We start from the raw sequence: 23,752 nt of genomic DNA, 5'->3' as shown, positions 1-23,752 counted from the left end.
ATGGCGGACATCAAGCGCGAGATCGAACGGAAGTACGAACTCCCCGAGCGTCCGGACACCGACGAGCCGCCCCGGCTGCCGGACCTCACCGGCGCCCACGGCGTCGCCGCCGTCCGGGCCCAGGGCGTCCTGGAGCTGGACGCCGTCTACCACGACACCCCCGCCCTGCGGCTGTACGCCGACGCGCTCACCCTGCGCCGCAGGACGGGCGGCGACGACGCGGGCTGGCACCTGAAGTTCCCCGTCGCCACCGGCATCCGCGACGAGATCAGGGCGCCGCTCTCCGACACCCTCCCGCCCGAGCTGGCCGGGCTCGTCCGCTCCCGCGTCCGCGACGCCGAGCTGATCCCCGTCGTCCGGCTGCGGACCTCCCGCGAGGTGACCCTGCTGCTCGACGAGCACGGCGCGCACCTCGCCGAGGTCGCCGTCGACACCGTACGGGCACGGCGCCTGCCAGGGACCGGGCGCAAGCGCGCCGACACCACGTGGACCGAGGTCGAGGTGGAGCTGGCCGACGGCGCGGACCCCGCGGTCCTCGACGCCGTGGAGAAGAAGCTCCGCAAGGCCGGGCTGCGCCCGGCCGCCTCCGCCTCCAAACTCGCCCGGGCTCTCGGGGTGGACGCGCGGACGGAAGGGGCCCCGCCCGCGCCCGTCACCGCCGGGGACCACGTCCTGGCCTATCTGCGCGCCCAGGCCACCGCGATCGTCGCCCAGGACCCGGCCGTACGCCGCGACCTGCCGGACTCCGTCCACCAGCTCCGCGTCGCCACCCGGCGGCTGCGCTCCACGTTCCGCACGCACCGCAAGGTCCTGGACCGGACCGTCACCGACCCGGTCGGCGAGGAGCTGAAGTGGCTCGCCGCCGAGCTGGGCGTCGACCGCGACCACGAGGTCCTGAGCGAACGGCTGGCCGGCCTCGTCGGCTCCGTGCCCGTAACCCTGCTGCTGGGCCCGGTCCGCGCGCGGCTGCGGATCTGGAGCGCCGGCGGCCGGACCGGCTCCCGGGCCAGGACCGTCGCCGTACTCGACAGTGAGCGCTACCTGACCCTGCTGGCCACCCTCGACGCGCTGCTCGCGGCCCCGCCCCTGCGGCCGGCCGCGGCGAAGGCGCCGGAGAAGGTGCTCCCGGCGCGGATCGACCGGGCGTACGAGCGACTCGCGGCCCGGATCGACGCCGCGCTCGCCATGGAGCCCGGCGCGGGACGCGATCTGGCGCTGCACGACGCCCGCAAGGCCGCCAAGCGGGCCCGGTACGCGGCGGAGGCCGCCGTCCCCGCCCTGGGGAAGCCGGCCAAGCGGTTCGCGCGGCGGATCAAGGCCGTGCAGACGGTCCTCGGCGACCACCAGGACAGCGTCGTGGCCCGCGAGGTGCTGAGGGACCTCGCGGTCAGGGCGCACGCGGCCGGCGAATCCGCGTTCACCTGGGGGCTGCTGTACGGGCAGGAGGAGACGCGGGCCGAGCGGCGCGAGCACGAACTGCCGCAGGTGTGGGAAGCGGCGGCGGACCCGGCGCTGCGCGCCCAGCTCGGAGCGCATTCGCACAAATAAGCGAACGGAGGGCTCTTCCGGCCGCGTTAGGCTGGGTGGTCGGCCACTGTCCGCTCATCCTGCCGGTCTGGTCACCCTGTCGGTCCACGAAAGATTCCGTGATGCCTGTCACATCGGTCTTCCCGCAGCTCGAAGCTCTGCTCCCGCATGTGCAGAAGCCGATCCAGTACGTCGGGGGTGAACTCAACTCCACCGTCAAGGAGTGGGACGACACCGATGTCCGCTGGGCGCTGATGTACCCGGACGCGTACGAGGTCGGGCTGCCCAACCAGGGCGTCATGATCCTGTACGAGGTACTGAACGAGCGCCAGGGCGTCCTCGCCGAGCGCACCTACAGCGTCTGGCCCGACCTCGAAGAGCTGATGCGCGAGCACCAGGTGCCGCAGTTCACCGTCGACGCGCACCGCCCCGTCTCCGCGTTCGACGTCTTCGGGCTCAGCTTCTCCACGGAGCTGGGCTACACGAACATGCTCACCGCCCTCGACCTGGCGGGGATCCCGCTGGCCGCGAAGGACCGTACCGTCGACCACCCCATCGTGCTCGCGGGCGGCCACGCGGCCTTCAACCCCGAGCCGATCGCGGAGTTCATCGACTGCGCGGTCATCGGCGACGGCGAGCAGGCGGTCCTGGAGATCACCGAGATCATCCGCGCCTGGAAGGCCGAGGACCGTCCCGGCGGACGCGAGGAGCTGCTCTTCCGGCTCGCGCGGACCGGCGGCGTGTACGTGCCGGGCTTCTACGACGTCGAGTACCTGCCGGACGGCCGCATCGGCCGCGTCGTGCCCAAGCGCTCCGGCGTCCCGTGGCGGATCTCCAAGCACACCGTCATGGACCTCGACGAGTGGCCTTACCCCAAGCAGCCGCTGGTCCCGCTCGCGGAGACCGTGCACGAGCGGATGTCCGTGGAGATCTTCCGCGGCTGCACCCGGGGCTGCCGCTTCTGCCAGGCCGGCATGATCACCCGCCCGGTGCGGGAACGCTCCATCACCGGCATCGGCGACATGGTCGAGAAGGGGCTGAAGGCCACCGGCTTCGAGGAGGTCGGGCTGCTCTCCCTCTCCTCCGCCGACCACAGCGAGATCGCGGACGTCGCCAAGGGGCTCGCCGACCGCTACACGGAGGACAAGATCGGGCTCTCGCTGCCCTCCACCCGCGTCGACGCCTTCAACGTCGACCTGGCCAACGAGCTGACCAGGAACGGCCGCAGGTCGGGCCTGACCTTCGCCCCCGAGGGCGGCTCCGAGCGGCTGCGCAAGGTCATCAACAAGATGGTCTCGGAGGAGGACCTGATCCGTACGGTCTCCACGGCGTACGGCAACGGCTGGCGCCAGGTGAAGCTGTACTTCATGTGCGGACTGCCCACCGAGACCGACGAGGACGTCCTCCAGATCGGCGACATGGCCGTCAAGGTCATCGCCGAGGGGCGCCGCGTCTCCGGACAGAACGACATCCGCTGCACCGTCTCCATCGGCGGCTTCGTGCCCAAGCCGCACACCCCGTTCCAGTGGGCGCCGCAGCTCGGCGTCGAGGAGACCGACGCCCGGCTGCTGAAGCTGCGCGACAAGATCCGCGCCGACAAGAAGTACGGCCGCTCCATCGGCTTCCGCTACCACGACGGCAAGCCCGGCATCGTCGAGGGCCTGCTCTCCCGCGGCGACCGGCGCGTCGGCGCGGTCATCCGCGCGGTCTACGAGGACGGCGGCCGGTTCGACGGCTGGCGCGAGCACTTCTCGTACGACCGCTGGATCAGGTGCGCCGAGAAGACACTGCCGGAGTTCGGCGTGGACGTCGACTGGTACACGACGCGGGAGCGCACGTACGAGGAGGTCCTGCCCTGGGACCACCTGGACTCCGGTCTCGACAAGGACTGGCTCTGGGAGGACTGGCAGGACTCGCTCGACGAGACCGAGGTCGAGGACTGCCGCTGGACGCCGTGCTTCGACTGCGGGGTCTGCCCGCAGATGGACACGCAGATCCAGATCGGCCCGACGGGCAAGAAACTGCTGCCGCTGACCGTGCTGAAGTGAGCCGCTGACCAGGCGAAACAGCACCAGGGCCGGAGCGGCGGTGCAACGCTTGAGGAAGGCGGGGAGGGGTGGCCGGGGTCGAACGGGATGTGATTCCGCGCGGCCTCGGGAGGAGGCGGCGAGTTGTCAAGCCTGCCCGGACGCCCGGAACGCCCCTTCCAGCCTCCGGGAGGGGTTCGGGCGTCACCGATGTCATCGGGTGGACCGACGGGCCGTCAGCGGCGAGCCGAGAGGCTTGAGCGGGCGGTTCGTCCGGTGGCACCTGCCGCCGCCGACCGTGGTGAAGTGAGCCGCACCGTCAGGTGACGTACGGGGGTGGGTGAACCGGCCGCCACGATGACCGACACGGGCCCGGCAGGGGCGACAATCCCGGCCGGGTTTCCGGGCGACGGCGGCACAATGGACCGATGCCGCAGTTCATCGCCCCCGACATCCGCGTCCGCGCCTCCTTCCTCGACGCGATGGAGGAGTTCGTCGCGGAGGGCGCCGTCGAACGTTCCCTGCTTCTCCACGAGATGGAGGAGTACGCGGCGACCTGGCACCGCCCCGAGGTCTTCGCCGCGTACTGCGCGCGGCTCAACGCCGAACCGCTGGAGGAGACCCCGCGCGTCGCGGGATGGGTGCCCTGCACCACCCTCTGGTACGTCGACGGCGACACCTTCCTCGGCCGCCTCGCCATCCGCCACCGGCTCAACCCGTTCCTGCGGGAACTCGGCGGCCACATCGGCTACGCCGTCCGCCCCACCGCCCGCCGCCGGGGTCATGCGACGGCCATGCTCACCGCCGCGCTGCCGGTCGCCCGCGCACTCTCCATCGACTCCGTCCTCGTCACGTGCGACACCGACAACACCGCCTCGCGCAAGGTGATCGAGGCGGCCGGCGGGAAACTGGAGGACGAGCGCGGGGGAAAGCTCCGGTTCTGGATCCGGACGGACGGCTGAGGCGTCCTGACGGACATGGAGCTGGACAGGTCGGCCTACGAGCCCAAGATGACCCACGAGGCCGAGCCGGTGTACGAGCCCGGTGCGGGATGTCTCACCGCGGGCGTCAGGATTCCGGTGCGCGTCGTCGTGCTGGTGGTCGTGCTGCCCGTCCGCCTGGTGTGGGACGCCCTCGTCGCCGCCGCGCGCGCCCTCGACCGGATCGCGCTGCGCCCGCTGGGACGGGCCTTCTCGTGGGTGTACGCGTCGGTGCTCACCCCGGTGGCGTGGGGGCTGGCGGTGGCGGTGGGGTGGCTGGCGACGGCGGTGGGACGGCTGGCGACGGCGGTGTGGTGGTGGGCCGTGGTGCCGGTGGTGCGGTACGGGGTGGTGGTGCCGGCGGTGTGGAGCTACCGGTGGCTGCTCACCCCGCTGGGCCACGGGATCCACCGACTGTACGAGACCTTGCTCACGCCGCTGGGCCGGGGCCTGGGCGTCTGTCTGGGCTGGCTGGGCGGGGCGCTGCTGGTGTGGCCGTGGGCAGCGCTGTGGCGGTATGTGGCGGTGCCTGTCGTGACATACGGGCTCGCGCGGCCCGCGGTGTGGGCGTACCGGAGGCTGCTCACCCCGCTGGGACACGGGACCGGCCGGCTGCTGACCGCCCTCGGACGCGGCGCCGCCGCCACCGGGCGGGCGCTGCTCGCCGCCCTGGTGTGGCTGCTGCTCCTCCTGGTGGTCACCCCCGTGACCTGGGCTTACCGCAGGATTCTGGCTCCGGTCGGCCGCGAGGTCGGCGCCGCGTTCGCCGTCGCCTGGCGGATCGCGGGGCAGGTCTCGCGCGCGGTGTGGCGGGCGCTCGGGTGGCTCGCGTGGCAGTTCGTGGGGCGGCCGGCGCGCTGGGCGTACCGCTGGATCTGTACCCCGGTCGGGCAGTGGCTGCGCGACCGTGTCTGGGCTCCGGCCGGAACGGCCGCGGCGGCAGCGGGCCGGAGCGCGCGCGACGGCCTCCGGTGGGCGGCGGAAACCGTCCGCCGGGCGCGCCGGGACGTGTGGGGCGCGCTGGTCGGGGTAGGCGGTGTGCCCCGGCCTGGGGAACCGCCCGAGCACCGGGCGCGTACTCTGGGTAGTACAACGATCGTCCCCGGCGCGGCGCCCGCACCCGAGATCGCCCCGCACAGCGCGGGACCGGTCCGGGACCCGGGGTGAACCACACGTCCAAGGGCGGCGCGTCACCGCGTACCGCCCGCACCGAGGAGAAGAACCACTGGGCAAGCGACAGCCCGAAGGCCCACCGCCCGCACCGGCGGTGCAGCGCATCCGACTGCGCTACACCAAGCGCGGCCGCCTCCGGTTCACCAGCCACCGAGACTTCCAGCGCGCCTTCGAGCGGGCCCTGCGCCGAGCCGAGGTGCCCATGGCGTACTCGGCGGGGTTCACCCCGCACCCGAAGGTGTCGTACGCCAATGCCGCACCCACCGGCACGGGCAGCGAGGCCGAGTTCCTGGAGATCGCCCTGGTGGAGGCCCGCGACCCCGACAAGCTGCGAGAGCTGCTCGACGAGTCGCTGCCGGCGGGCCTGGACATCATCGACGCGGTCGAGGCCCGTACCTCGGGACTCGCCGACCGGCTGACCGCTTCCGTGTGGGAGCTGCGGCTGGACGGCGTCACCGAGGAGGAGGCGGGACACGCCGTCTCCGCGTTCCTCGCCGCCGGCACCGTCGAGGTGGAGCGCCGTGCGAAGAACGGTCTGCGGACCTTCGACGCACGGGCCGCCGTGGCCGGCCTGGAGGTGGCTCGTCCACAGCCTGATAGGCCGGGGGACGGGCCCTGTGCGATACTGCGGCTGGTTGTTCGGCACGTGACACCTGCCGTGCGACCCGACGACGTCCTGTCCGGTCTCCGAGCTGTGGCCGACCTGGCGCCGCCGGTCCCCGCAGCGGTGACCAGGCTGGCGCAGGGGCTCTTCGACGAGGAGTCCGGCACGGTGACCGACCCGCTCGCGCCCGACCGCGAGGCAGCCCGGCCCGCCTCATCCAAGGCCGCCGGACCCGCCGCCGCGACGGCGCCGGAAGGTGCAGGTTCCGCGTAAGGCGGTCGTTGTAGCGCAGCCCTGGGACTCGGGAGCCACCTGGGTCGGGCAGCGTACTGACCAGAAGACTTTCGCCAGGCCGTACGTGACATCGCGTACGGAACCGGCGACCCAGACATAACAGCTCCCGTGCGGCGCCCGCGCCCCGGACGGCGGCAATCGCGCACAGCGCGGGCCGCGGCCGGACCGGAATCAGGCGTGGCGCCCGGGAGCGTGACGGGAGAACCGCCCGCATGCTTGAGTCCACCGAACCCGGCACCCCCGGGGACACCAACGAAGAGAACAACTCACCCAGCGACACGCTGCCGCCGCGCCGCAGGCGCCGGGCCGCGTCCCGCCCGGCGGGACCGCCCACCGCGGCGGCCGAGGTCAAGGACGCGTCGAGCGTCACGGAGACCGTCGCGTCGGCCACACCGGCCGCCGTGGCGGACGAGACTCCTGCCGAGGAGCCCGCCGCGCCGCGTGCGCGTCGTCGCGCGACCCGTAAGACCGCGGCGCCGGAACCGGTCGCCGAGCCGGCCGCCGAGACCCCCACGCCGGACGAGGCCCCCGCCGAGGAGGCCGCCGCGCCGCGTGCGCGTCGTCGGGCCACCCGTAAGACCGCCGCGCCCGAGCCCGTGGCCGAGCCGGCCGCCGAGGCCGTGGACGAGGCTCCTGCCGAGGAGGCCGCCGCGCCGCCGCGTGCGCGCCGCCGCGCCACCCGTAAGGTCACGGCGCCCGAGGCGGCCCCCGAGCCGGTCGAGGCCACCGTCGAGGAAACCCCCGCGCCCGCCGTCGCCGAGGCCGTCGCCGAGACTCCTGCCGAGGAGCCCGCGCCCGCCGCGCGCCCCCGCCGCCGCGCCACCCGCAGGGCCACCGCGCCCGCCGGTTCGCCGGAGGCCGGGGCCACCCCGGCCCAGGACGCCGACGTCGCCGCCGGCGGCGAGGGCCTGCCGCAGGACACCGTCGCCCGGATCGCCGCCGACGAGCCCGAGGTCCAGGCCGCCGAGAAGGCCGCCACCCGGGGCCGTACGCGCCGCAGGGCCACCGCCCCGGCCACCGCGCCCGAGCCGGCCGCCGAGGCCGTGAGCCGGGCCGCCGAGCCCGTCGCCGAGAAGCCCGCCGCACCGGCACAGCAGAGGTCCGCCACGCAGAAGCCCGCACAGCGCGAGCCCGAGCGCGCCCCGCGCCGCCGCGCCGCCGGCCGGCCGGCCGTGGCCGTCTTCCAGGCGCCCGTCTTCACCGAGCCGATGTTCCAGACCCCGGAGAGCGCCGCAGCGGCCGCCGCCGCGGGCGGACGGACCGACGCCGTGGACGAACCGGACGACGACGAAGAGACCGCGACGCCCACGGCCGCCGCCACGCCCGAGCCCGTCGCCGCGCCCGAGCCCTCGGGCCGCCGCAGCAGGCGCCGTCGCCGCGGCGAGGCCGCGGAAGCGGCCGCCGAGGCCGCGCCGGCCGTGACGGAGACGCCGCGTGCGCCCGTCGAGGAGCCCGCGGGCGAGAGCGACGACGAGCCGGAGAGCTCCGCCGACGACACCGCCGAGGACTCCGACGAGTACGGCGACCGCCCCTCCCGGCGCCGTCGCCGGGGCGGCAGGCGCCGTCGCCGGGGCGAGTCGGCGGACGCGGACGACACCACGGACGAGCGGCAGGAGGAGTCCTCCTCCGCCGAGCACACCGACGAGGCCGACGACGACCGGGACGGCCCCGACACCTCCGCCGCCTTCGACGACGAGCAGGACGACCAGGAGTCGTCCTCGGGCTCCTCCAGCAGCCGCCGCCGTCGCCGCAGGCGCCGTCGCAGCGCCGACGCCGGCTCCGAGTCCGAGCAGGGCACCGGGGGCGGTGACGACCCGGAGCGTACGGTCGTCAAGGTCCGCGAGCCGCGCGAGCGCCGCGCGAAGGACACCGAGCGCGAGCCCGGCACCGGCGCCGACGAGGTCCAGTCCATCAAGGGCTCGACGCGTCTGGAGGCCAAGAAGCAGCGCCGCCGTGAGGGGCGCGAGCAGGGCCGCCGCAGGGTGCCGATCATCACGGAGGCGGAGTTCCTCGCCCGCCGTGAGGCCGTCGAGCGCGTGATGGTCGTGCGTCAGCACGGCGAGCGCACCCAGATCGGTGTCCTGGAGGACAACGTTCTGGTCGAGCACTACGTCAACAAGGAGCAGGCGACCAGCTACGTCGGCAACGTCTACCTGGGCAAGGTGCAGAACGTACTGCCGTCCATGGAGGCCGCCTTCGTCGACATCGGCAAGGGCCGCAACGCCGTCCTGTACGCCGGTGAGGTCAACTTCGAGGCGCTGGGCATGGCCAACGGCCCGCGCCGCATCGAGACCGCCCTCAAGTCCGGCCAGCCGGTGCTCGTCCAGGTGACGAAGGACCCGATCGGTCACAAGGGCGCCCGTCTGACCAGCCAGGTCTCGCTGCCCGGCCGCTACCTCGTGTACGTGCCCGAGGGTTCCATGACCGGCATCAGCCGCAAGCTCCCCGACACGGAGCGCGCCCGGCTGAAGACCATCCTCAAGAAGATCGTTCCCGAGGACGCGGGTGTCATCGTCCGTACGGCCGCCGAGGGCGCCAGTGAGGACGAGTTGCGCCGCGACGTCGAGCGGCTCCAGGCGCAGTGGGAGGACATCAAGAAGAAGTCGAAGAGCGGCAACGCGCCGACGCTGCTCTACGGCGAGCCGGACATGACCGTCCGGGTCGTCCGCGACATCTTCAACGAGGACTTCTCGAAGGTCATCGTCAGCGGCGCCGACGCGTGGCAGACGATCAGCGGCTACGTCGCGCACGTGGCGCCGGACCTCTCCGACCGGCTGTCGCGCTGGACCAGCGAGGTGGACGTCTTCGCGACGTACCGCATCGACGAGCAGCTCATGAAGGCGCTGGACCGCAAGGTCTGGCTGCCGAGCGGCGGTTCGCTGGTCATCGACAAGACCGAGGCCATGATCGTGGTCGACGTCAACACCGGGAAGTTCACCGGCCAGGGCGGCAACCTGGAGGAGACCGTCACCAGGAACAACCTGGAGGCGGCCGAGGAGATCGTGCGCCAGCTCCGGCTGCGCGACCTGGGCGGCATCGTCGTCATCGACTTCATCGACATGGTGCTGGAGTCCAACAGGGACCTGGTGCTGCGGCGTCTGCTGGAGTGCCTGGGCCGGGACCGTACGAAGCACCAGGTCGCCGAGGTCACCTCGCTGGGCCTGGTGCAGATGACCCGCAAGCGGGTCGGCCAGGGTCTGCTGGAGTCCTTCTCCGAGACCTGCGTCCACTGCAACGGCCGCGGTGTGATCGTCCACATGGAGCAGCCGGTGGCGTCCGGTGGCGGTGGCAACGGCAAGCGCGCCAAGAAGCGCGGTCGCGGCGGCGCCGGTGCGGACCACGACCACGACCACGAGATGGCGGGTACGGCGGCGGAGTCCGACGCCGACCACGAGACCGAGTCGGAGGCCGAGCTCGCGGCGGAGGTGGCGGCCCCGGTCGCGCTCTCCGAGCCCGACTTCGTGCCGGACGAGGAGCTGTACAGCAGCGTCGCGGAGGCCGAGGCGGCCGTACGGGGCCGCTCGCGCCGCCGTGCGTCGCGCAAGGCGTCGGCCCCGGCCGGTTCGCCGAGGACGGCGGAGCCGGAGGCTCCCGCGGCTCCGGAGACCGTGGTGGTCCCCGAGACCATCGAGGCCGAGGCGGCCCCGGTGGCCGAGGCGCCCGTGGAGGCCGCTGAGGCGCCCGTCGCGGACGCGGCTCCCCAGGGCCGTACGCGCCGCCGTGCCACCCGCAAGGCGTCGGCCCCGGCCGGTTCGCCCAAGGCGGCGGACGCGGAGGCCGAGGTGGTCGTACCCGTCACCGCGGAGCCCGTCACCGCGGAGCCCGTGACCCCGCAGCCCGAGCCGGTCGCCGCCGAGCCGGTCGCCGCCGAGGAGGCACCCGTGGCGGCCCCGCCGCGTGCGCGCCGCAGGGCGACCCGCAAGGCCACCGCCCCGGCCGGTTCGCCGTCGGGCACGGAGGAGGCGGCGACCGTCGTCGTGGAGGCGCCGGCGAAGGCCGACGCGCCCGCCGACACCACCACCACCGCCGACACCACCACCGCCGACACCACCACCGCCGACACCACCACCGACGGGTCCGACGCGTCCGGTGAGGCCGAGGCGCCCGCACCGGCCAAGAAGGCGGTCCGTAAGACGGCCGCGAAGAAGGCCCCCGCGAAGAAGACGGCCGCCAAGAAGACGACGGCCAAGAAGACCGTGGCGAAGAAGACGACCACGGCCAAGAAGGCGCCGGCCAAGGCGGCCAAGACGGCCAAGTCCACGGCCAAGGCGACGAAGAAGACCGCCGCGGCCGAGCAGACGGCGCCCTCCGGCGTCACGGCCACCACCGAGGACTGATCCCCTCGGCAGCCCCACCGCCTCCGGGCGGTGGGGCACCGGGGCCGGTTTGACCCCCTGTACAGCGGCCCCGTACTCTAAACCTTCGGTGTGTTCCTATGCGCGCCCACCTCTGAGCACCCACCTCCCGGATCTCCGGGGGAGGCCGCTCGTCCTGTCAGGACCGCCACGGGCCCCGGCCCGTGCGGGCGGCTGGCTTCAGAGGTTCCGTTCCGAGCGAGAGTGAGTTCCGCGTGTACGCCATCGTGCGCAGCGGTGGTCGCCAGCACAAGGTTGCTGTCGGCGACATCGTTGAGGTTGACAAGATTACTACCGGCAAGGTCGGCGACACCGTCGAGCTCAAGACGCTGCTCGTGGTCGACGGTGACGCGGTCACCAGCGACCCGTGGGTGCTGGACGGCATCAAGGTCCAGGCCGAGATCGTGGACCACCACAAGGGCGCGAAGATCGACATCCTTCGCTACAAGAACAAGACGGGTTACCGCCGTCGTCAGGGTCACCGCCAGCAGTACACGGCGATCAAGGTCACCGGTATCCCCGCGGCTGCGAAGTAAGGGACTGAGGAGACATGGCACATAAGAAGGGCGCATCGTCCACTCGGAACGGGCGCGACTCCAATGCTCAGCGGCTCGGCGTGAAGCGCTTCGGCGGTCAGGTCGTCAGCGCCGGTGAGATCCTGGTCCGCCAGCGCGGCACGCACTTCCACCCGGGCACCGGCGTCGGCCGTGGCGGCGACGACACGCTGTTCGCGCTGAACCCCGGCGCGGTGGAGTTCGGTACCCACCGTGGCCGCAAGGTCGTCAACATCGTTCCCGCCGCCTAGTAACCCTCCGGTACCGCTCTTCTGGTACCGGAGGGCAGGCACGGCGCCTGGAGAACGATTCTTCGCGAGGGCGGACCTCACTTCCCGGAGACGGGAAGCGGGTCCGCCTTTCGCGCGTTACAGGTAAGACAATTCCGTATGTACTGGAGGCAATCCCCATGACCACCTTCGTGGACCGCGTCGAGCTGCATGTCGCCGCGGGTAACGGAGGCCACGGCTGCGCCTCCGTACACCGTGAGAAGTTCAAGCCCCTCGGCGGCCCCGACGGCGGCAACGGCGGCCGGGGCGGCGACGTGATCCTCGTCGTCGACCAGTCCGTGACGACGCTGCTCGACTACCACCACTCGCCGCACCGCAAGGCCACCAGCGGCAAGCCCGGCGAGGGCGGCAACCGCTCCGGCAAGGACGGCCAGGACCTGGTCCTGCCGGTGCCCGACGGCACCGTCGTCCTCGACAAGAGGGGCAACGTCCTCGCCGACCTGGTCGGCGAGGGCACCACCTTCGTCGCCTCCGACGGCGGACGCGGCGGCCTCGGCAACGCGGCGCTGGCCTCGGCCCGCCGCAAGGCCCCCGGCTTCGCGCTGTTCGGCGAGCCCGGCCGGAGCAGCGACATCGTCCTGGAGCTGAAGACGGTCGCGGACGTCGCGCTCGTCGGCTACCCGAGCGCCGGCAAGTCCTCGCTGATCTCCGTGCTCTCCGCCGCCAAGCCGAAGATCGCGGACTACCCGTTCACCACGCTCGTCCCCAACCTGGGCGTGGTCACGGCCGGTTCCACCGTCTACACCATCGCGGACGTCCCCGGGCTGATCCCGGGCGCCAGCCAGGGACGGGGCCTCGGCCTGGAGTTCCTGCGCCACGTCGAGCGCTGCTCCGTACTCGTCCATGTCCTGGACACGGCGACGCTGGAGTCGGACCGCGACCCGGTCACCGACCTCGACGTCATCGAGGAGGAACTGGCACAGTACGGCGGTCTCGGCGACCGGCCGCGCTTCGTCGTCCTCAACAAGGTCGACATCCCGGACGGCAAGGACCTCGCCGAGATGATCAGGCCCGATCTCGAAGCACGCGGCTACCGCGTCCTTGAGGTGTCGGCGGTGGCGCACCTGGGTCTCAAGGAGCTGTCCTTCGCGCTCGCCGAGATCATCGCCACGGCCCGCGCCGAGAAGCCGAAGGAGGAGGCGACCCGTATCGTCATCCGCCCGAGGGCCGTCGACGACGCCGGTTTCACCGTCGTCCTGGAGGAGGACGGCATCTACCGGGTACGCGGCGACAAGCCCGAACGCTGGGTCCGCCAGACCGACTTCAGCAACGACGAGGCCGTGGGTTACCTCGCGGACCGGCTGAGCCGGCTCGGTGTCGAGTCCGCGCTGATGAAGGCCGGCGCGCGGGCGGGCGACGGGGTCGCCATCGGCGCGGAGGACGACGCGGTCGTCTTCGACTGGGAGCCCACGATGATGGCCGGCGCGGAGATGCTGGGCCGCCGCGGCGAGGACCACCGCCTGGAGGAGCCGCGCCCTGCGGAGCAGCGACGCCGGGACCGCGACGCCGAGCGTGACGAGGCGCAGCGGGAGTACGAGAACTTCAAGCCCTTCTGAGCGGCGGTGAGCGGCGGCCCGGCCTTCCGGGCCGGCCGGCCGCGAGCCGTGCCCCGTCGCCGGTTGTGTGGCGGGGCACGGCGGGGCGTGGCGGCGCTCCGCTCCGTACGCGACGGGGCGCGGCCGTGTCCCCTCGGTCCCTGTGTGCCTCTCATCTGTGACCCCCCGCGCTCCGACGTGAATCTTTTGTGGTCTCCTTCACGTACACCTGCCGGCCACGCACCGCGGACGCACCCGTCTTCCCAGGTGAATCAGGGGTTGCGGGCCGGTGGCGCCCGGCTGTGGTCCACCTTGCACGACGATTGCCGCGGGTGGGACCATCGCTACATCCTCTGAGCCCGCAAGGTAGGTCTGTCTGTGTCTGCAACTTCCGCGCCGCCCGCGAAGCCCCGCACCACCGCTGTCGTCCTGGCGGGCGGTACCGGTCAGCGTGTGGGCCTGTCGATCCCGAAGCAGTTGCTGAAGATCGCGGGGAAGGCGGTCATCGAGCACACCCTGTGGATCTTCGAGCAGAGCGACTCGATCGACGACGTCATCGTGCTCATGGCCCCCGGCTACGTGCCCGACGTGGAGAAGATCGTCGCGAAGGCCGGGCTGACCAAGGTCACCCGGGTCATCGAGGGCGGCACGACGCGCAACGAGACCACCGAGCGCGCCATCGCCGCGCTGAGCGAGGGACTGGCGCCGGGCGAGGACCGTAACGTGCTGTTCCACGACGCGGTGCGCCCGCTGCTCTCGCAGCGCGTGATCAAGGACTGCGTGGACGCGCTGGACCGTTACCAGGCGGTGGACGTGGCCATCCCGTCCGCCGACACGATCATCGTGACCCGTACGCACGGCGGCGACGGCGAGTTCATCACGGACGTCCCCGACCGGTCCCGGCTGCGGCGCGGCCAGACCCCGCAGGCGTTCAAGCTCTCCACCGTGCGCAAGGCGTACGAGGTGGCGGCGGACGACCCCAACTTCCAGGCCACCGACGACTGTTCCGTCGTGCTCAAGTACCTGCCGGACGTGCCGATCTACGTCGTGGCGGGCGACGAGTACAACATGAAGGTCACCCAGCCGGTCGACGTCTTCATCGCGGACAAGCTCTTCCAGCTCGCCTCGGCGAGCGCGCCCGAGCAGCCGTCCGAGGAGTCCTACCGCGAGCTGCTCACCGGCAAGACGCTGGTCGTCTTCGGTGGCTCGTACGGGATCGGCGCGGACATCGCCCAGCTCGCCGAGTCGTACGGCGCCAAGGTCTACGCGCTGGGCCGCTCCACCACGGGTACGCACGTGGAGAACCCGGAGCACGTGGACGACGCGCTCTCCCGCGCGTACGGCGAGACCGGCCGGATCGACTATGTGATCAACACCGCGGGTGTGCTGCGCATCGGCAAGCTGGCGGAGACGGACAACACCACCATCCAGGAGGCGCTGAACGTCAACTACCTGGCTCCGGTGCAGATCGCGCGCGCCTCGTACAAGTACCTGGTGGAGACCAAGGGCCAGCTGATGCTCTACACCTCCAGCAGTTACACCCGGGGCCGTGCCGAGTACAGCCTCTACTCGTCCACGAAGGCCGCCATGGTCAATCTGACCCAGGCGCTCTCCGACGAGTGGGCGGGCGAGGGGATCCGGGTCAACTGCGTGAACCCGGAGCGCACCGCCACCCCCATGCGTACCAAGGCGTTCGGCCAGGAGCCGGAGGGCTCGCTGCTCTCCTCCGAGGCGGTCGCGAAGACCTCCCTCGACGTACTGCTCTCGGAGCTGACCGGCCACGTGATCGACGTGCGCCAGCAGGACCCGACCCGCGGCGCCTCGGAGGCGTCCGGCTTCGAGCAGGCCCTCGCCGCCGTACTGGACCGTCAGGGAGATGTGTAATACTTCTTGACAATCTTTGACAGGGCCTCTGTGGGTCGCCTCCGCGCGAACCGCGGAGGCCCCAGTTCGTGAAGCCGACAAGTCGCGCCTTCACTCTTCCCTCGCAAGGTCAACAGCCGGCACGGTCTGGAGCAGGTTTTCCGTGATTTCGACAGCTATCCGACTGGCCCGCGTGGGCAGCGGATCAGAGCTGGCAGCCGCACTTCTTCTGGGTATCAGTTTCCCGTGCGTCATGCTCGCCGCGATAATCCCCAACCTCTGGTTCTTCGCGGCGTCCGCAGCCGTGTCCTATCTCGCGGACACCTACCTGCACCAGCGCGGCAGCTATCTGGTCAACCGGCTCGCCAAGGTGCGTGCCGGTCTCTCCATCCGGTTCCTGATCCGGCAGATGCTCCTGGTGCTGCTGGTCGCCAGGTCGGGCCTCGGTGAGGACCGGATCTTCTACGTGACCGTCGTCATGGTGCTGCTGTTCTACGCGCTCCAGGCACCGCACGGCGCGATCGTCACCCTGCTGCGGCTGCGCCGCAGGCTGCCCGTGGTCACCCGCAACATCGACCTCGCCGCCGCCATCCGGATCCCGGACGCGCCGCCGCGCGGGCTGCTCAACCGCTCCGCCGAGAAGATGCTCCACCTCGACATCTTCGCCATGGTGGGCGTGATCATCACGCTCCAGACCCGCGACAACATCTACGGCTTCACCGGCCTCGGCCTCAGCCTGCTCCTCGCCGTCGGCTACATCCTCGCGCTGCTGCCGTACCTGCGGCCGAGCCGGCTCGTGCCCAAGGCCGAGAAGGTCCTCTCGGCGGTGGACGGCTGGCTCGCCGCGTACAAGCCGACCGTGATGCTCTACTTCTCCGGCTCCAAGGAGTCCGCCTACCAGGTCAACATGTGGCTGGACACGATGGACCGGCTGGAGGGCCGGCCGCTGATCGTGCTGCGGGAGCGGGCCATCGCCCAGCAGCTCGGGACGACGGACGTGCCGGTGCTCTGCGTCCCCGGCGGGGTGCACCTGATGAACCTGGACCTGTCGACCGTCCGGGTCGCGCTGTACGCGGCCAACGTCGGCAAGAACATCCACATGCTGCGCGTGCCCACCATGCAGCACGTCTTCATCGGCCACGGCGACAGCGACAAGCTGGCCAGCGTCAACCCGTACAGCAAGGCGTACGACGAGGTGTGGACCGCGGGCAGGGCCGGGCGCGACCGGTACGCGCTGGCCGACGTCGGGGTGCGCGACGAGGACATCGTGGAGGTGGGCCGCCCGCAGCTCGCCCCGATCGAGCCGTACAGCGGCGCGCAGCGCAACCCCGTCCCCACGGTGCTGTACGCGCCGACGTGGGAGGGCTGGGACGACAACCCCGGCAACACCTCGCTCCTGCTGGCCGGCGAGAACATCGTCAAGCGGCTCCTGAAGGCCGAAGGCCCGGTCCGGGTGCTCTACAAGCCGCACCCCTTCACCGGGACCCGCAGTGCCAAGGCGAAGGCGGTGCACGAGCGCGTCATCGCGCTGGTGGAGAAGGCCGCCGCCGAGCGGGCCACCGACGCCCGCTGGGCGAAGGAGAGCGCCGAGCTGGGCGCGGACCGTACCGCCGCCAAGGCGGAGCTGGCCCGGATCTCCGCGCGCCTCGGCGAGCTGATGGGGGCCGGGGACACGGGGCGTGACGAGGCGGAACAGTCGCGTGACTCCCAGGCGGACCCGGCCAGGCAGGAGGAGCTGACGCGGCTGCGGCGCGAGTGGAACGGCGCGTACTGGCGCTCGTTCGGCTGGTGGGAGCACCGGGTCATCGACGGCTCGGAGCCCGCGCTCTACGACTGCTTCAACGAGTCGGACGCCATGGTCTCCGACATCTCCAGCGTGGTGTCCGACTTCATCGCGAGCGGCAAGCCGTACGCGGTCACGGACTCGGCGGAGCTGGGCACGGAGGAGTTCAAGCGGCAGAACACCGCCGTACGGGCCGCCGTGATCCTCTCCAACAGCGCGCGGGAGCTGGACGAACTGCTCGCCGCGGTCGCCGATCCGGCGGCCGACCGGCTGGCGGCCGAGCGCCTGGAGCTGAAGCGGTATCTGCTGGGCCCCGACGAGCCGACGTCGATGGAGCAGTTCGAGGCGGCGACCCGGGCGCTGTCCGCGAAGTCCCTGGCGCGGAACGTGGGCGTCGAGCAGCGTCTCGGGGAGCCGGAGGCGGCGGCAGCGCCGGACGACTCGGCGCCGAGCGCGGAGAGCAGCGACCTGGACTCGCCGGTGCGGGGCTGACCGGGACGACGGCACCGGCTGAGCGGGAACGACGAACAGGCTGAGCGGGAACGACGGCACCGGCTGACCGGGAACGACGGCACCGGCTGACCGGGAACGACGAACAGGCTGACCGGGAGCGACGGAACACAAGGCCCGGCGGAGCGCTTGGGGGAGCGCGGCGCCGGGCTTTTCCGTGCGCCGGGGGCGGTCCCCGCGTGTGATGGGCCTCACAGAGGCGGGTGATCGGGTAAGACAACCAACAATCAGTACTACTTGTCTTGCTTTCCGATGAACGATATGTCAGTTCCTGATGTGAGTGTGATCGTCGGGGCATATGAAGCTATGCCCTACCTGATCCGCTGCCTGGAATCGGTGGAGGCCCAGACATTAGGGGCCCACCGTATCGAGCTGGTCGCCATCGACGACGGCTCGGCCGACGGCACGGGGGAATTCCTGGAAGAATTCGCGGCCCGGACGTCCATCCCGACCAGGGTGGTACGACAGGCCAACTCGGGCGGCCCCAGCGGCCCGCGCAACGTCGGGCTCGGCCTGGCCCGGGGGCGTTACGTGTTCTTCCTGGATGCCGATGACTACTTGGGGGAGGAAGCTCTGGAGCGCATGGTCGCCATGGCCGACCGCGCTCGTACGGACGTGGTGCTCGGCAAGGTGGTGGGGGTCAACCGGGGCGCTCCCAGCTCGATGTGGCGGCGTACGGCCGACCGCGTCGACGTCCACAACTCGCAGGTCATCTACACGCTGAGCGCGCAGAAGCTCTTCCGCCGCGAGCTGATCGAGCGGCTGGGGCTGCGGTTCGACGAGCAGCTCAGAACGGGCGAGGACGCGCTCTTCACCATCGAGGCCTATCTCCGGGGCGACGGCGTCTCGGTGATCTCCGACTACACCTGCTACTACCTGGTCGGCAGGGACGACGGCAAGCACGTGACCAAGAGCGGCGACTACACGCACCGGTTCGCCGCCGTGACGGCCCTGATGACGCTCATGGCCGAACTGGAACCGGCGGGCCCCAAGCGCGACAGGCTGATGGTCAGACCCTTCACGGTCGGGCTGATCCAGCAGTTCGCGCACGGCGTCGTCAAGGAGTCCGAGGAGGTCAGACGCCACAAACTGGAGCTGGTCGCCCCGCTGATGGAGCGGTACTGGAATCCGGGTGTGGCGCGCCACATCAAGGTCGCGGAGCGGGTGCGACTGGAATGTGTGGCGCTCGGGCGGCTCGATCTGCTCGCCGACATCCTGGCCTTCATCAAGGCGGAGACGGTGCCCGAGGTGGTCCACCGGGGCCGCGCCCGTACGCCGTACCTCGTCCTCCCGCACTTCGGGGACCACCGGTCGGGGCTGAAGGACGCCGCGTACGAGGTGACCACCCGGGACTGGGTGGGCAAGCCGGGGCTGCGCCCCATCGAGCCGCCGCAGGCGGTCCGCCGGCGCAGATCCCTGGCGCGCCGGGTGGTGCGCCGGCTCCGTACCCAGGTACGGAACCTCGCGCCCGTGCGGAACCGCGTCGCCTAGGCGGAGTTGGCGCGAAAAAGGGGGCGCGGCCGGTGGTACCGGACCGCGCCCATACGCGTACGAGCTCCGTCACGCGCCCTTTCGCGCCCCCGCGCCACGCCCCTTCACCCTTCCGGGGTAACCGGTAGCAGACGGGGCAGCGAAGCGTAGGTAAAATCGGACTGTCGGGCGACCCCCGGACAGCATCGCAATCACAGCAGGGGAAACAAGGAACAGTGAAGGCTCTCGTACTGTCCGGTGGGGCAGGTACCCGACTGCGGCCCATTACGCACACATCGGCGAAGCAGCTCGTCCCCGTGGCGAACAAGCCGGTGCTCTTCTACGGCCTCGAAGCCATCGCGGAGGCGGGCATCACCGAGGTCGGCGTGATCGTCGGCGACACCGCGGAGGAGATCCGCACGGCCGTCGGCGACGGCTCGCAGTTCGGTATCAAGGTGACGTACCTCCAGCAGGACGCGCCCCTCGGACTGGCCCACGCCGTCCTCATCGCCCGTGACTTCCTCGGCGACGACGACTTCGTGATGTACCTCGGGGACAACTTCATCGTCGGCGGCATCAGCGGCCTGGTGGACGGCTTCCGTGACGACCGGCCCGCCGCGCAGATCCTGCTCACGAAGGTCCCCAACCCGACCTCCTTCGGCGTCGCCGAACTGGACGGCGAGGGACGCGTGGTGGCCCTGGAGGAGAAGCCGGAGAAGCCCAAGAGCGATCTCGCGCTCGTCGGCGTCTACCTCTTCACCCCGGCCGTCCACGAGGCCGTACGCTCCATCGAGCCTTCCTGGCGCGGCGAGCTGGAGATCACCCACGCCATCCAGTGGCTGATCGACCAGCGGCGCGACGTCCGCTCCACGACCATCTCCGGGTACTGGAAGGACACCGGCAACGTCACCGACATGCTGGAGGTCAACCGCTCGGTGCTGGAGACCGTCGAGCCGCACTGCGAGGGCACCGTCGACGAGGCCAGCGAGATCATAGGGCGTGTGAGGATCGAGAAGGGCGCGAAGGTCACCGGCAGCCGTATCCTCGGCCCCGTGATCATCGGCGCGGACACCGTGATCAGCGACGCGTACATCGGTCCGTTCACCTCGGTCTCCGAGGGATGCGTGATCGAGGACAGCGAGATCGAGTACTCCATCGTGCTGCGCGGCTCCTCGCTCACCGGCGTCCGCCGCGTGGAGGCGTCGCTGATCGGCCGCGACGTCGAGATCACCCCCGCGCCCCGTAATCCGTCCGCCCACCGACTCGTCCTCGGTGACCACAGCAAGGTGCAGATCTCCTCATGACGCACAGGATTCTCGTGACCGGCGGCGCCGGTTTCATCGGCTCGCACTACGTCCGTACGGTGCTCGGCCCGCAGGGCCCCGGCGACGTCGAGATCACGGTTCTCGACAAGCTCACCTACGCGGGAAATCCGGCCAATCTCGACCCGGTCCGTGAGCACCCCGGATTCCGCTTCGTGCAGGGCGACATCTGTGACCCCGAGCTGGTCGGCAAGCTGATGGCCGAGCACGACCAGGTGGTGCACTTCGCCGCCGAGTCGCACGTGGACCGCTCCATCGACGGCGGCGCCGAGTTCGTCCGTACGAACGTCGTGGGCACCCACACGCTGATCGACGCGGCCCACCGGGCGGGCGTGAAGACCTTCGTGCACATCTCCACGGACGAGGTCTACGGCTCGATCGACGAGGGCTCCTGGCCCGAGACGCACCCGCTGGAGCCCAACTCGCCCTACTCGTCGGCGAAGGCGTCCAGCGACCTGATCGCGCTCTCGTACCACCGCACCCACGGCCTCGACGTGCGCGTGACCCGCTGCTCCAACAACTACGGGCACCACCACTTCCCCGAGAAGGTCATCCCGCTGTTCATCACGAACCTGCTGGACGGCAAGAAGGTGCCCCTGTACGGCGACGGCGGCAACATCCGCGACTGGCTGCACATCGACGACCACGTCCAGGGCATCGAGCTGGTCCGTACGAAGGGCCGCGCGGGCGAGGTCTACAACATCGGCGGCGGCACGGAACTCTCCAACAAGGAGCTGACCGGCCTGCTCCTGGAGGCGTGCGGGGCGGACTGGGAGACCAGCGTCGAGTACGTCACCGACCGCAAGGGCCACGACCGCCGCTACTCGGTCGACTGCGCCAAGATCCGCGAGGAGCTGGGGTACGAGCCCCGCAAGGACTTCGCGACCGGCCTCGCGGAGACCGTCGCGTGGTACCGCGAGAACCGTGCCTGGTGGGAGCCGCTGAAGGAGCGTGCGGCCCTGTGAGCACCGGCTCCGAGAGCAGCGGCGGCGCGGGCACCTGGCTCGTCACCGGCGCCGGCGGCATGCTCGGCCAGGACCTCCTGGCCCGGCTCGCCGCCGCCGGGCGGCCCGCGGCCGGCCTGGACCGCGCCGCGCTGGACATCACCGACCCCGTCTCCGTGCGCGCGGCCTTCGAGACCCACGCGCCGGCCGTGGTGGTCAACTGCGCGGCGTGGACGGCCGTGGACGACGCCGAGTCCAAGGAGGACGACGCGCTCGCGGTCAACGGCACGGGCCCCCGGGTCCTCGCCGAGGCCTGCCGGGAGTCGGGCGCGATCCTGCTCCAGGTCTCCACGGACTACGTCTTCGCCGGGGACGGGGAGGCGCCGTACGCGGAGGACGCCCCCACCGCCCCGCGCAGCGCCTACGGGCGGACGAAGCTGGCGGGGGAGCGGGCCGTGCTCGACGCCCTTCCCGAGCGCGGTTACGTGGTCCGTACGGCGTGGCTGTACGGCGCGGGCGGCCCCAACTTCGTCCGTACGATGATCAAGCTGGAGGCCGTCAAGGACACCCTGGACGTGGTGGACGACCAGCGCGGGCAGCCCACCTGGACCGGCGATCTCGCCGACCGGCTGGTCCTGCTCGGCGGGGCGGCGCTCGACGGGACGGCGCCCGCGGGCGTCTACCACGGCACCAGCGGCGGCGGGACGACCTGGTTCGGATTCACCCAGGAGATCTTCCGGCTGCTCGGCGCCGACCCTGCGCGGGTCCGTCCGACGACCAGCGAGGCGTTCGTCCGGCCGGCCCCCCGGCCCGCATACAGCATCCTCGGTCACGACCGGTGGAAACCAGCCGGAATCGAACCCATCCGCGACTGGCGGGCCGCGCTCGCCGAGGCGTTCCCCGCGGTGCTGGCGGCCGAGCGCCAAACGGGGATTACCGGCCAGTAGATGTTTACGTGAAACCTGTGGGCCCACTAAGTTCACTGAGAATCAAACCTATGGATCGTTGATTCTCAGTGAAGGGCCCCTTACGTGGATCGCCACGGCTTCCTGCGCCAACTGCACCGTGTGTACAAGCCCCGCACCTATCTGGAGATCGGGGTCAATGACGGGCGAAGCCTGGCGCTCTCCCGGGTTCCGTCCGTCGCCGTCGACCCGGCCTTCAAAGTGGTCACGGACATCAGTTGCGACGTCCACCTGGTCCGCGCGACCAGCGACGACTTCTTCGCCCGTAAGGACCCGCTGATCCACCTGCGCAACGGGCGCAACCCGTTCCGCGCGCTGGCCCGCCGCGACCCGGTCAACCTGCTCGGGGGGGACCCGAAGCTGGAGCTGTCGTTCATCGACGGCATGCACCTCTTCGAGTTCGCGCTGCGCGACTTCATGAACGTCGAGAAGCACTCCCGCTGGTCCAGCGTGATCGTCCTGGACGACATGCTGCCCCGTGACGTCGACGAGGCGGCGCGCGACCGCCACACGAAGTTCTGGGCGGGCGACGTCTACAAGGTGGCGCAGGTGCTCCGGCGCTACCGCCCCGACCTGCTCGTCGTCGACGTCGACACCGAGCCGACCGGGGTGGTGGCGATCTTCGGCGCCAACCCCGAGTCCACGGTGCTGAAGAACGCCTACGACAAGATCATCGAGGAGTACGTCGTCCCGGACCCGCAGGACGTCCCCGACGAGATCCTGGTCCGCAAGAACGCCGTGCGCCCCGAGGCGCTGCTCGGAGCCGGATTCTGGCCCGCGCTGAACCGGGCCCGCAACCTGCGCCGTCCGCGCTCGGCGTTCACGCCGCTGCGCCGGCAGATCGAGGCCGTCACCAGCTGACCGCCACCTGACGTGGGGAAGGGCCGGAAGCGATCGCTTCCGGCCCTTCCCCACGCTCTACGCGGGCTCATGCTCCCCAGGGGCGCGTCAGGCGCGGGCTGCCAGCTCCGCGTAGTACGCCCGGCACTCCTCGTACGACGGCAGCAGGCCCTGGGCCTCGGCCTCGGCGAGGGTCGGCGCCGCCGCGTCCTTGTCGGAGAGCAGCGGCGTGATCGACTCGGGCCACTCGATGCCCAGCTCCGGGTCCAGCGGGTTCAGCCCGTGCTCACGGCCCGGCGCGTACCCCTCCGAGCAGAGGTAGACCACGGTGGCGTCGTCGGTCAGCGCCATGAAGGCGTGCCCCAGACCCTCGGCGAGATAGACCGAGTGGTGGTCCACGTCGTCCAGGCGTACGGCCTCCCACTTGCCGAACGTCGGCGAGCCCACCCGGATGTCCACGATCACGTCGAGGACCGCGCCGCGCACGCACTTCACGTACTTGGCCTGGCCGGGCGGTACATCGGCGAAGTGGATGCCCCGCAGCGTGCCCCGGCTGGAGACCGAGCAGTTGGCCTGGGCGAGGTTCAGCGGGTGGCCGGCCGCCTCGGCGAAGTCGGGGGCCTTGAACCACTCGTGGAAGCTGCCACGGCTGTCCGGGAAGACCTTCGGTTCATGCACCCAGGCGCCTTCGACGGAGAGCTGCCGCATGTGATCAC

General features: G+C 71.3%; 17 protein-coding genes. 16 read left to right on the top strand and 1 reads right to left on the bottom strand.

Annotated features, from left to right (window positions below; genetic code table 11):
- From ACFXPL_RS25240 to ACFXPL_RS25165, 16 genes are all read left to right on the top strand, one after another.
- On the top strand, positions 1-1,548 hold the full coding sequence (locus tag ACFXPL_RS25240) for a CHAD domain-containing protein (protein ID WP_384923730.1): 1,548 nt from the start codon (positions 1-3) through the stop codon (positions 1,546-1,548).
- Positions 1,549-1,649: 101 nt separating this feature from the next.
- Positions 1,650-3,575, top strand: a complete 1,926-nt coding sequence (locus ACFXPL_RS25235) for a TIGR03960 family B12-binding radical SAM protein (RefSeq protein ID WP_384923728.1) — start codon at positions 1,650-1,652, stop codon at positions 3,573-3,575.
- A 407-nt stretch (positions 3,576-3,982) separates the two neighbouring features.
- Positions 3,983-4,516, top strand: coding sequence for a GNAT family N-acetyltransferase (locus tag ACFXPL_RS25230; RefSeq protein ID WP_384923726.1), 534 nt, complete (start codon positions 3,983-3,985; stop codon positions 4,514-4,516).
- A gap of 15 nt (positions 4,517-4,531) precedes the next feature.
- A complete protein-coding gene (locus tag ACFXPL_RS25225) occupies positions 4,532-5,701 on the top strand; it encodes a hypothetical protein (RefSeq protein ID WP_384923724.1) in 1,170 nt (389 codons plus the stop codon).
- 100 nt (positions 5,702-5,801) lie between these two features.
- A complete protein-coding gene (locus ACFXPL_RS25220) occupies positions 5,802-6,584 on the top strand; it encodes a TIGR03936 family radical SAM-associated protein (protein WP_384923722.1) in 783 nt (260 codons plus the stop codon).
- A 233-nt stretch (positions 6,585-6,817) separates the two neighbouring features.
- Complete coding sequence (locus ACFXPL_RS25215) at positions 6,818-10,942, top strand: Rne/Rng family ribonuclease (RefSeq protein WP_384923720.1); 4,125 nt, start codon at positions 6,818-6,820, stop codon at positions 10,940-10,942.
- A gap of 233 nt (positions 10,943-11,175) precedes the next feature.
- Complete coding sequence (gene rplU, locus ACFXPL_RS25210) at positions 11,176-11,496, top strand: 50S ribosomal protein L21 (protein WP_384923718.1); 321 nt, start codon at positions 11,176-11,178, stop codon at positions 11,494-11,496.
- 14 nt (positions 11,497-11,510) lie between these two features.
- Positions 11,511-11,765, top strand: coding sequence for a 50S ribosomal protein L27 (gene rpmA / locus ACFXPL_RS25205; RefSeq protein ID WP_329827117.1), 255 nt, complete (start codon positions 11,511-11,513; stop codon positions 11,763-11,765).
- Positions 11,766-11,923: 158 nt separating this feature from the next.
- Positions 11,924-13,360 carry a GTPase ObgE gene (obgE, locus tag ACFXPL_RS25200; protein ID WP_384923716.1) on the top strand — a complete coding sequence of 479 codons (1,437 nt, stop codon included), beginning with the start codon at positions 11,924-11,926 and terminating at the stop codon, positions 13,358-13,360.
- A gap of 357 nt (positions 13,361-13,717) precedes the next feature.
- On the top strand, positions 13,718-15,223 hold the full coding sequence (locus tag ACFXPL_RS25195) for a D-ribitol-5-phosphate cytidylyltransferase (protein ID WP_384923714.1): 1,506 nt from the start codon (positions 13,718-13,720) through the stop codon (positions 15,221-15,223).
- Positions 15,224-15,365: 142 nt separating this feature from the next.
- On the top strand, positions 15,366-17,477 hold the full coding sequence (locus ACFXPL_RS25190; protein ID WP_384923712.1) for a hypothetical protein: 2,112 nt from the start codon (positions 15,366-15,368) through the stop codon (positions 17,475-17,477).
- A gap of 270 nt (positions 17,478-17,747) precedes the next feature.
- Complete coding sequence (locus ACFXPL_RS25185; protein ID WP_384923710.1) at positions 17,748-18,986, top strand: glycosyltransferase family 2 protein; 1,239 nt, start codon at positions 17,748-17,750, stop codon at positions 18,984-18,986.
- A gap of 215 nt (positions 18,987-19,201) precedes the next feature.
- Positions 19,202-20,269, top strand: coding sequence for a glucose-1-phosphate thymidylyltransferase (locus ACFXPL_RS25180; protein ID WP_384923708.1), 1,068 nt, complete (start codon positions 19,202-19,204; stop codon positions 20,267-20,269).
- A complete protein-coding gene (rfbB, locus tag ACFXPL_RS25175) occupies positions 20,266-21,252 on the top strand; it encodes a dTDP-glucose 4,6-dehydratase (RefSeq protein ID WP_384923706.1) in 987 nt (328 codons plus the stop codon). Before ACFXPL_RS25180 ends, rfbB begins: the two co-directional genes overlap by 4 nt.
- Complete coding sequence (gene rfbD, locus ACFXPL_RS25170) at positions 21,249-22,178, top strand: dTDP-4-dehydrorhamnose reductase (protein WP_384923704.1); 930 nt, start codon at positions 21,249-21,251, stop codon at positions 22,176-22,178. The genes rfbB and rfbD overlap by 4 nt, the downstream gene beginning before the upstream one ends.
- Before the next feature lie 84 nt (positions 22,179-22,262).
- Positions 22,263-23,057 (top strand): class I SAM-dependent methyltransferase, encoded by a 795-nt coding sequence (locus ACFXPL_RS25165; protein ID WP_384923702.1) that lies wholly within the window; start codon positions 22,263-22,265, stop codon positions 23,055-23,057.
- Between the two features lie 87 nt (positions 23,058-23,144).
- Here the strand turns inward: ACFXPL_RS25165 and rfbC are convergent, their stop codons facing one another.
- Complete coding sequence (gene rfbC / locus ACFXPL_RS25160; protein WP_384923700.1) at positions 23,145-23,744, bottom strand: dTDP-4-dehydrorhamnose 3,5-epimerase; 600 nt, start codon at positions 23,742-23,744, stop codon at positions 23,145-23,147.
- Positions 23,745-23,752: the final 8 nt, after the last annotated feature.

Source organism: Streptomyces sp. NPDC059092, from assembly GCF_042756365.1.
Lineage (GTDB): Bacteria > Actinomycetota > Actinomycetes > Streptomycetales > Streptomycetaceae > Streptomyces.
This window is presented reverse-complemented; position numbering and strand designations above follow the sequence as displayed.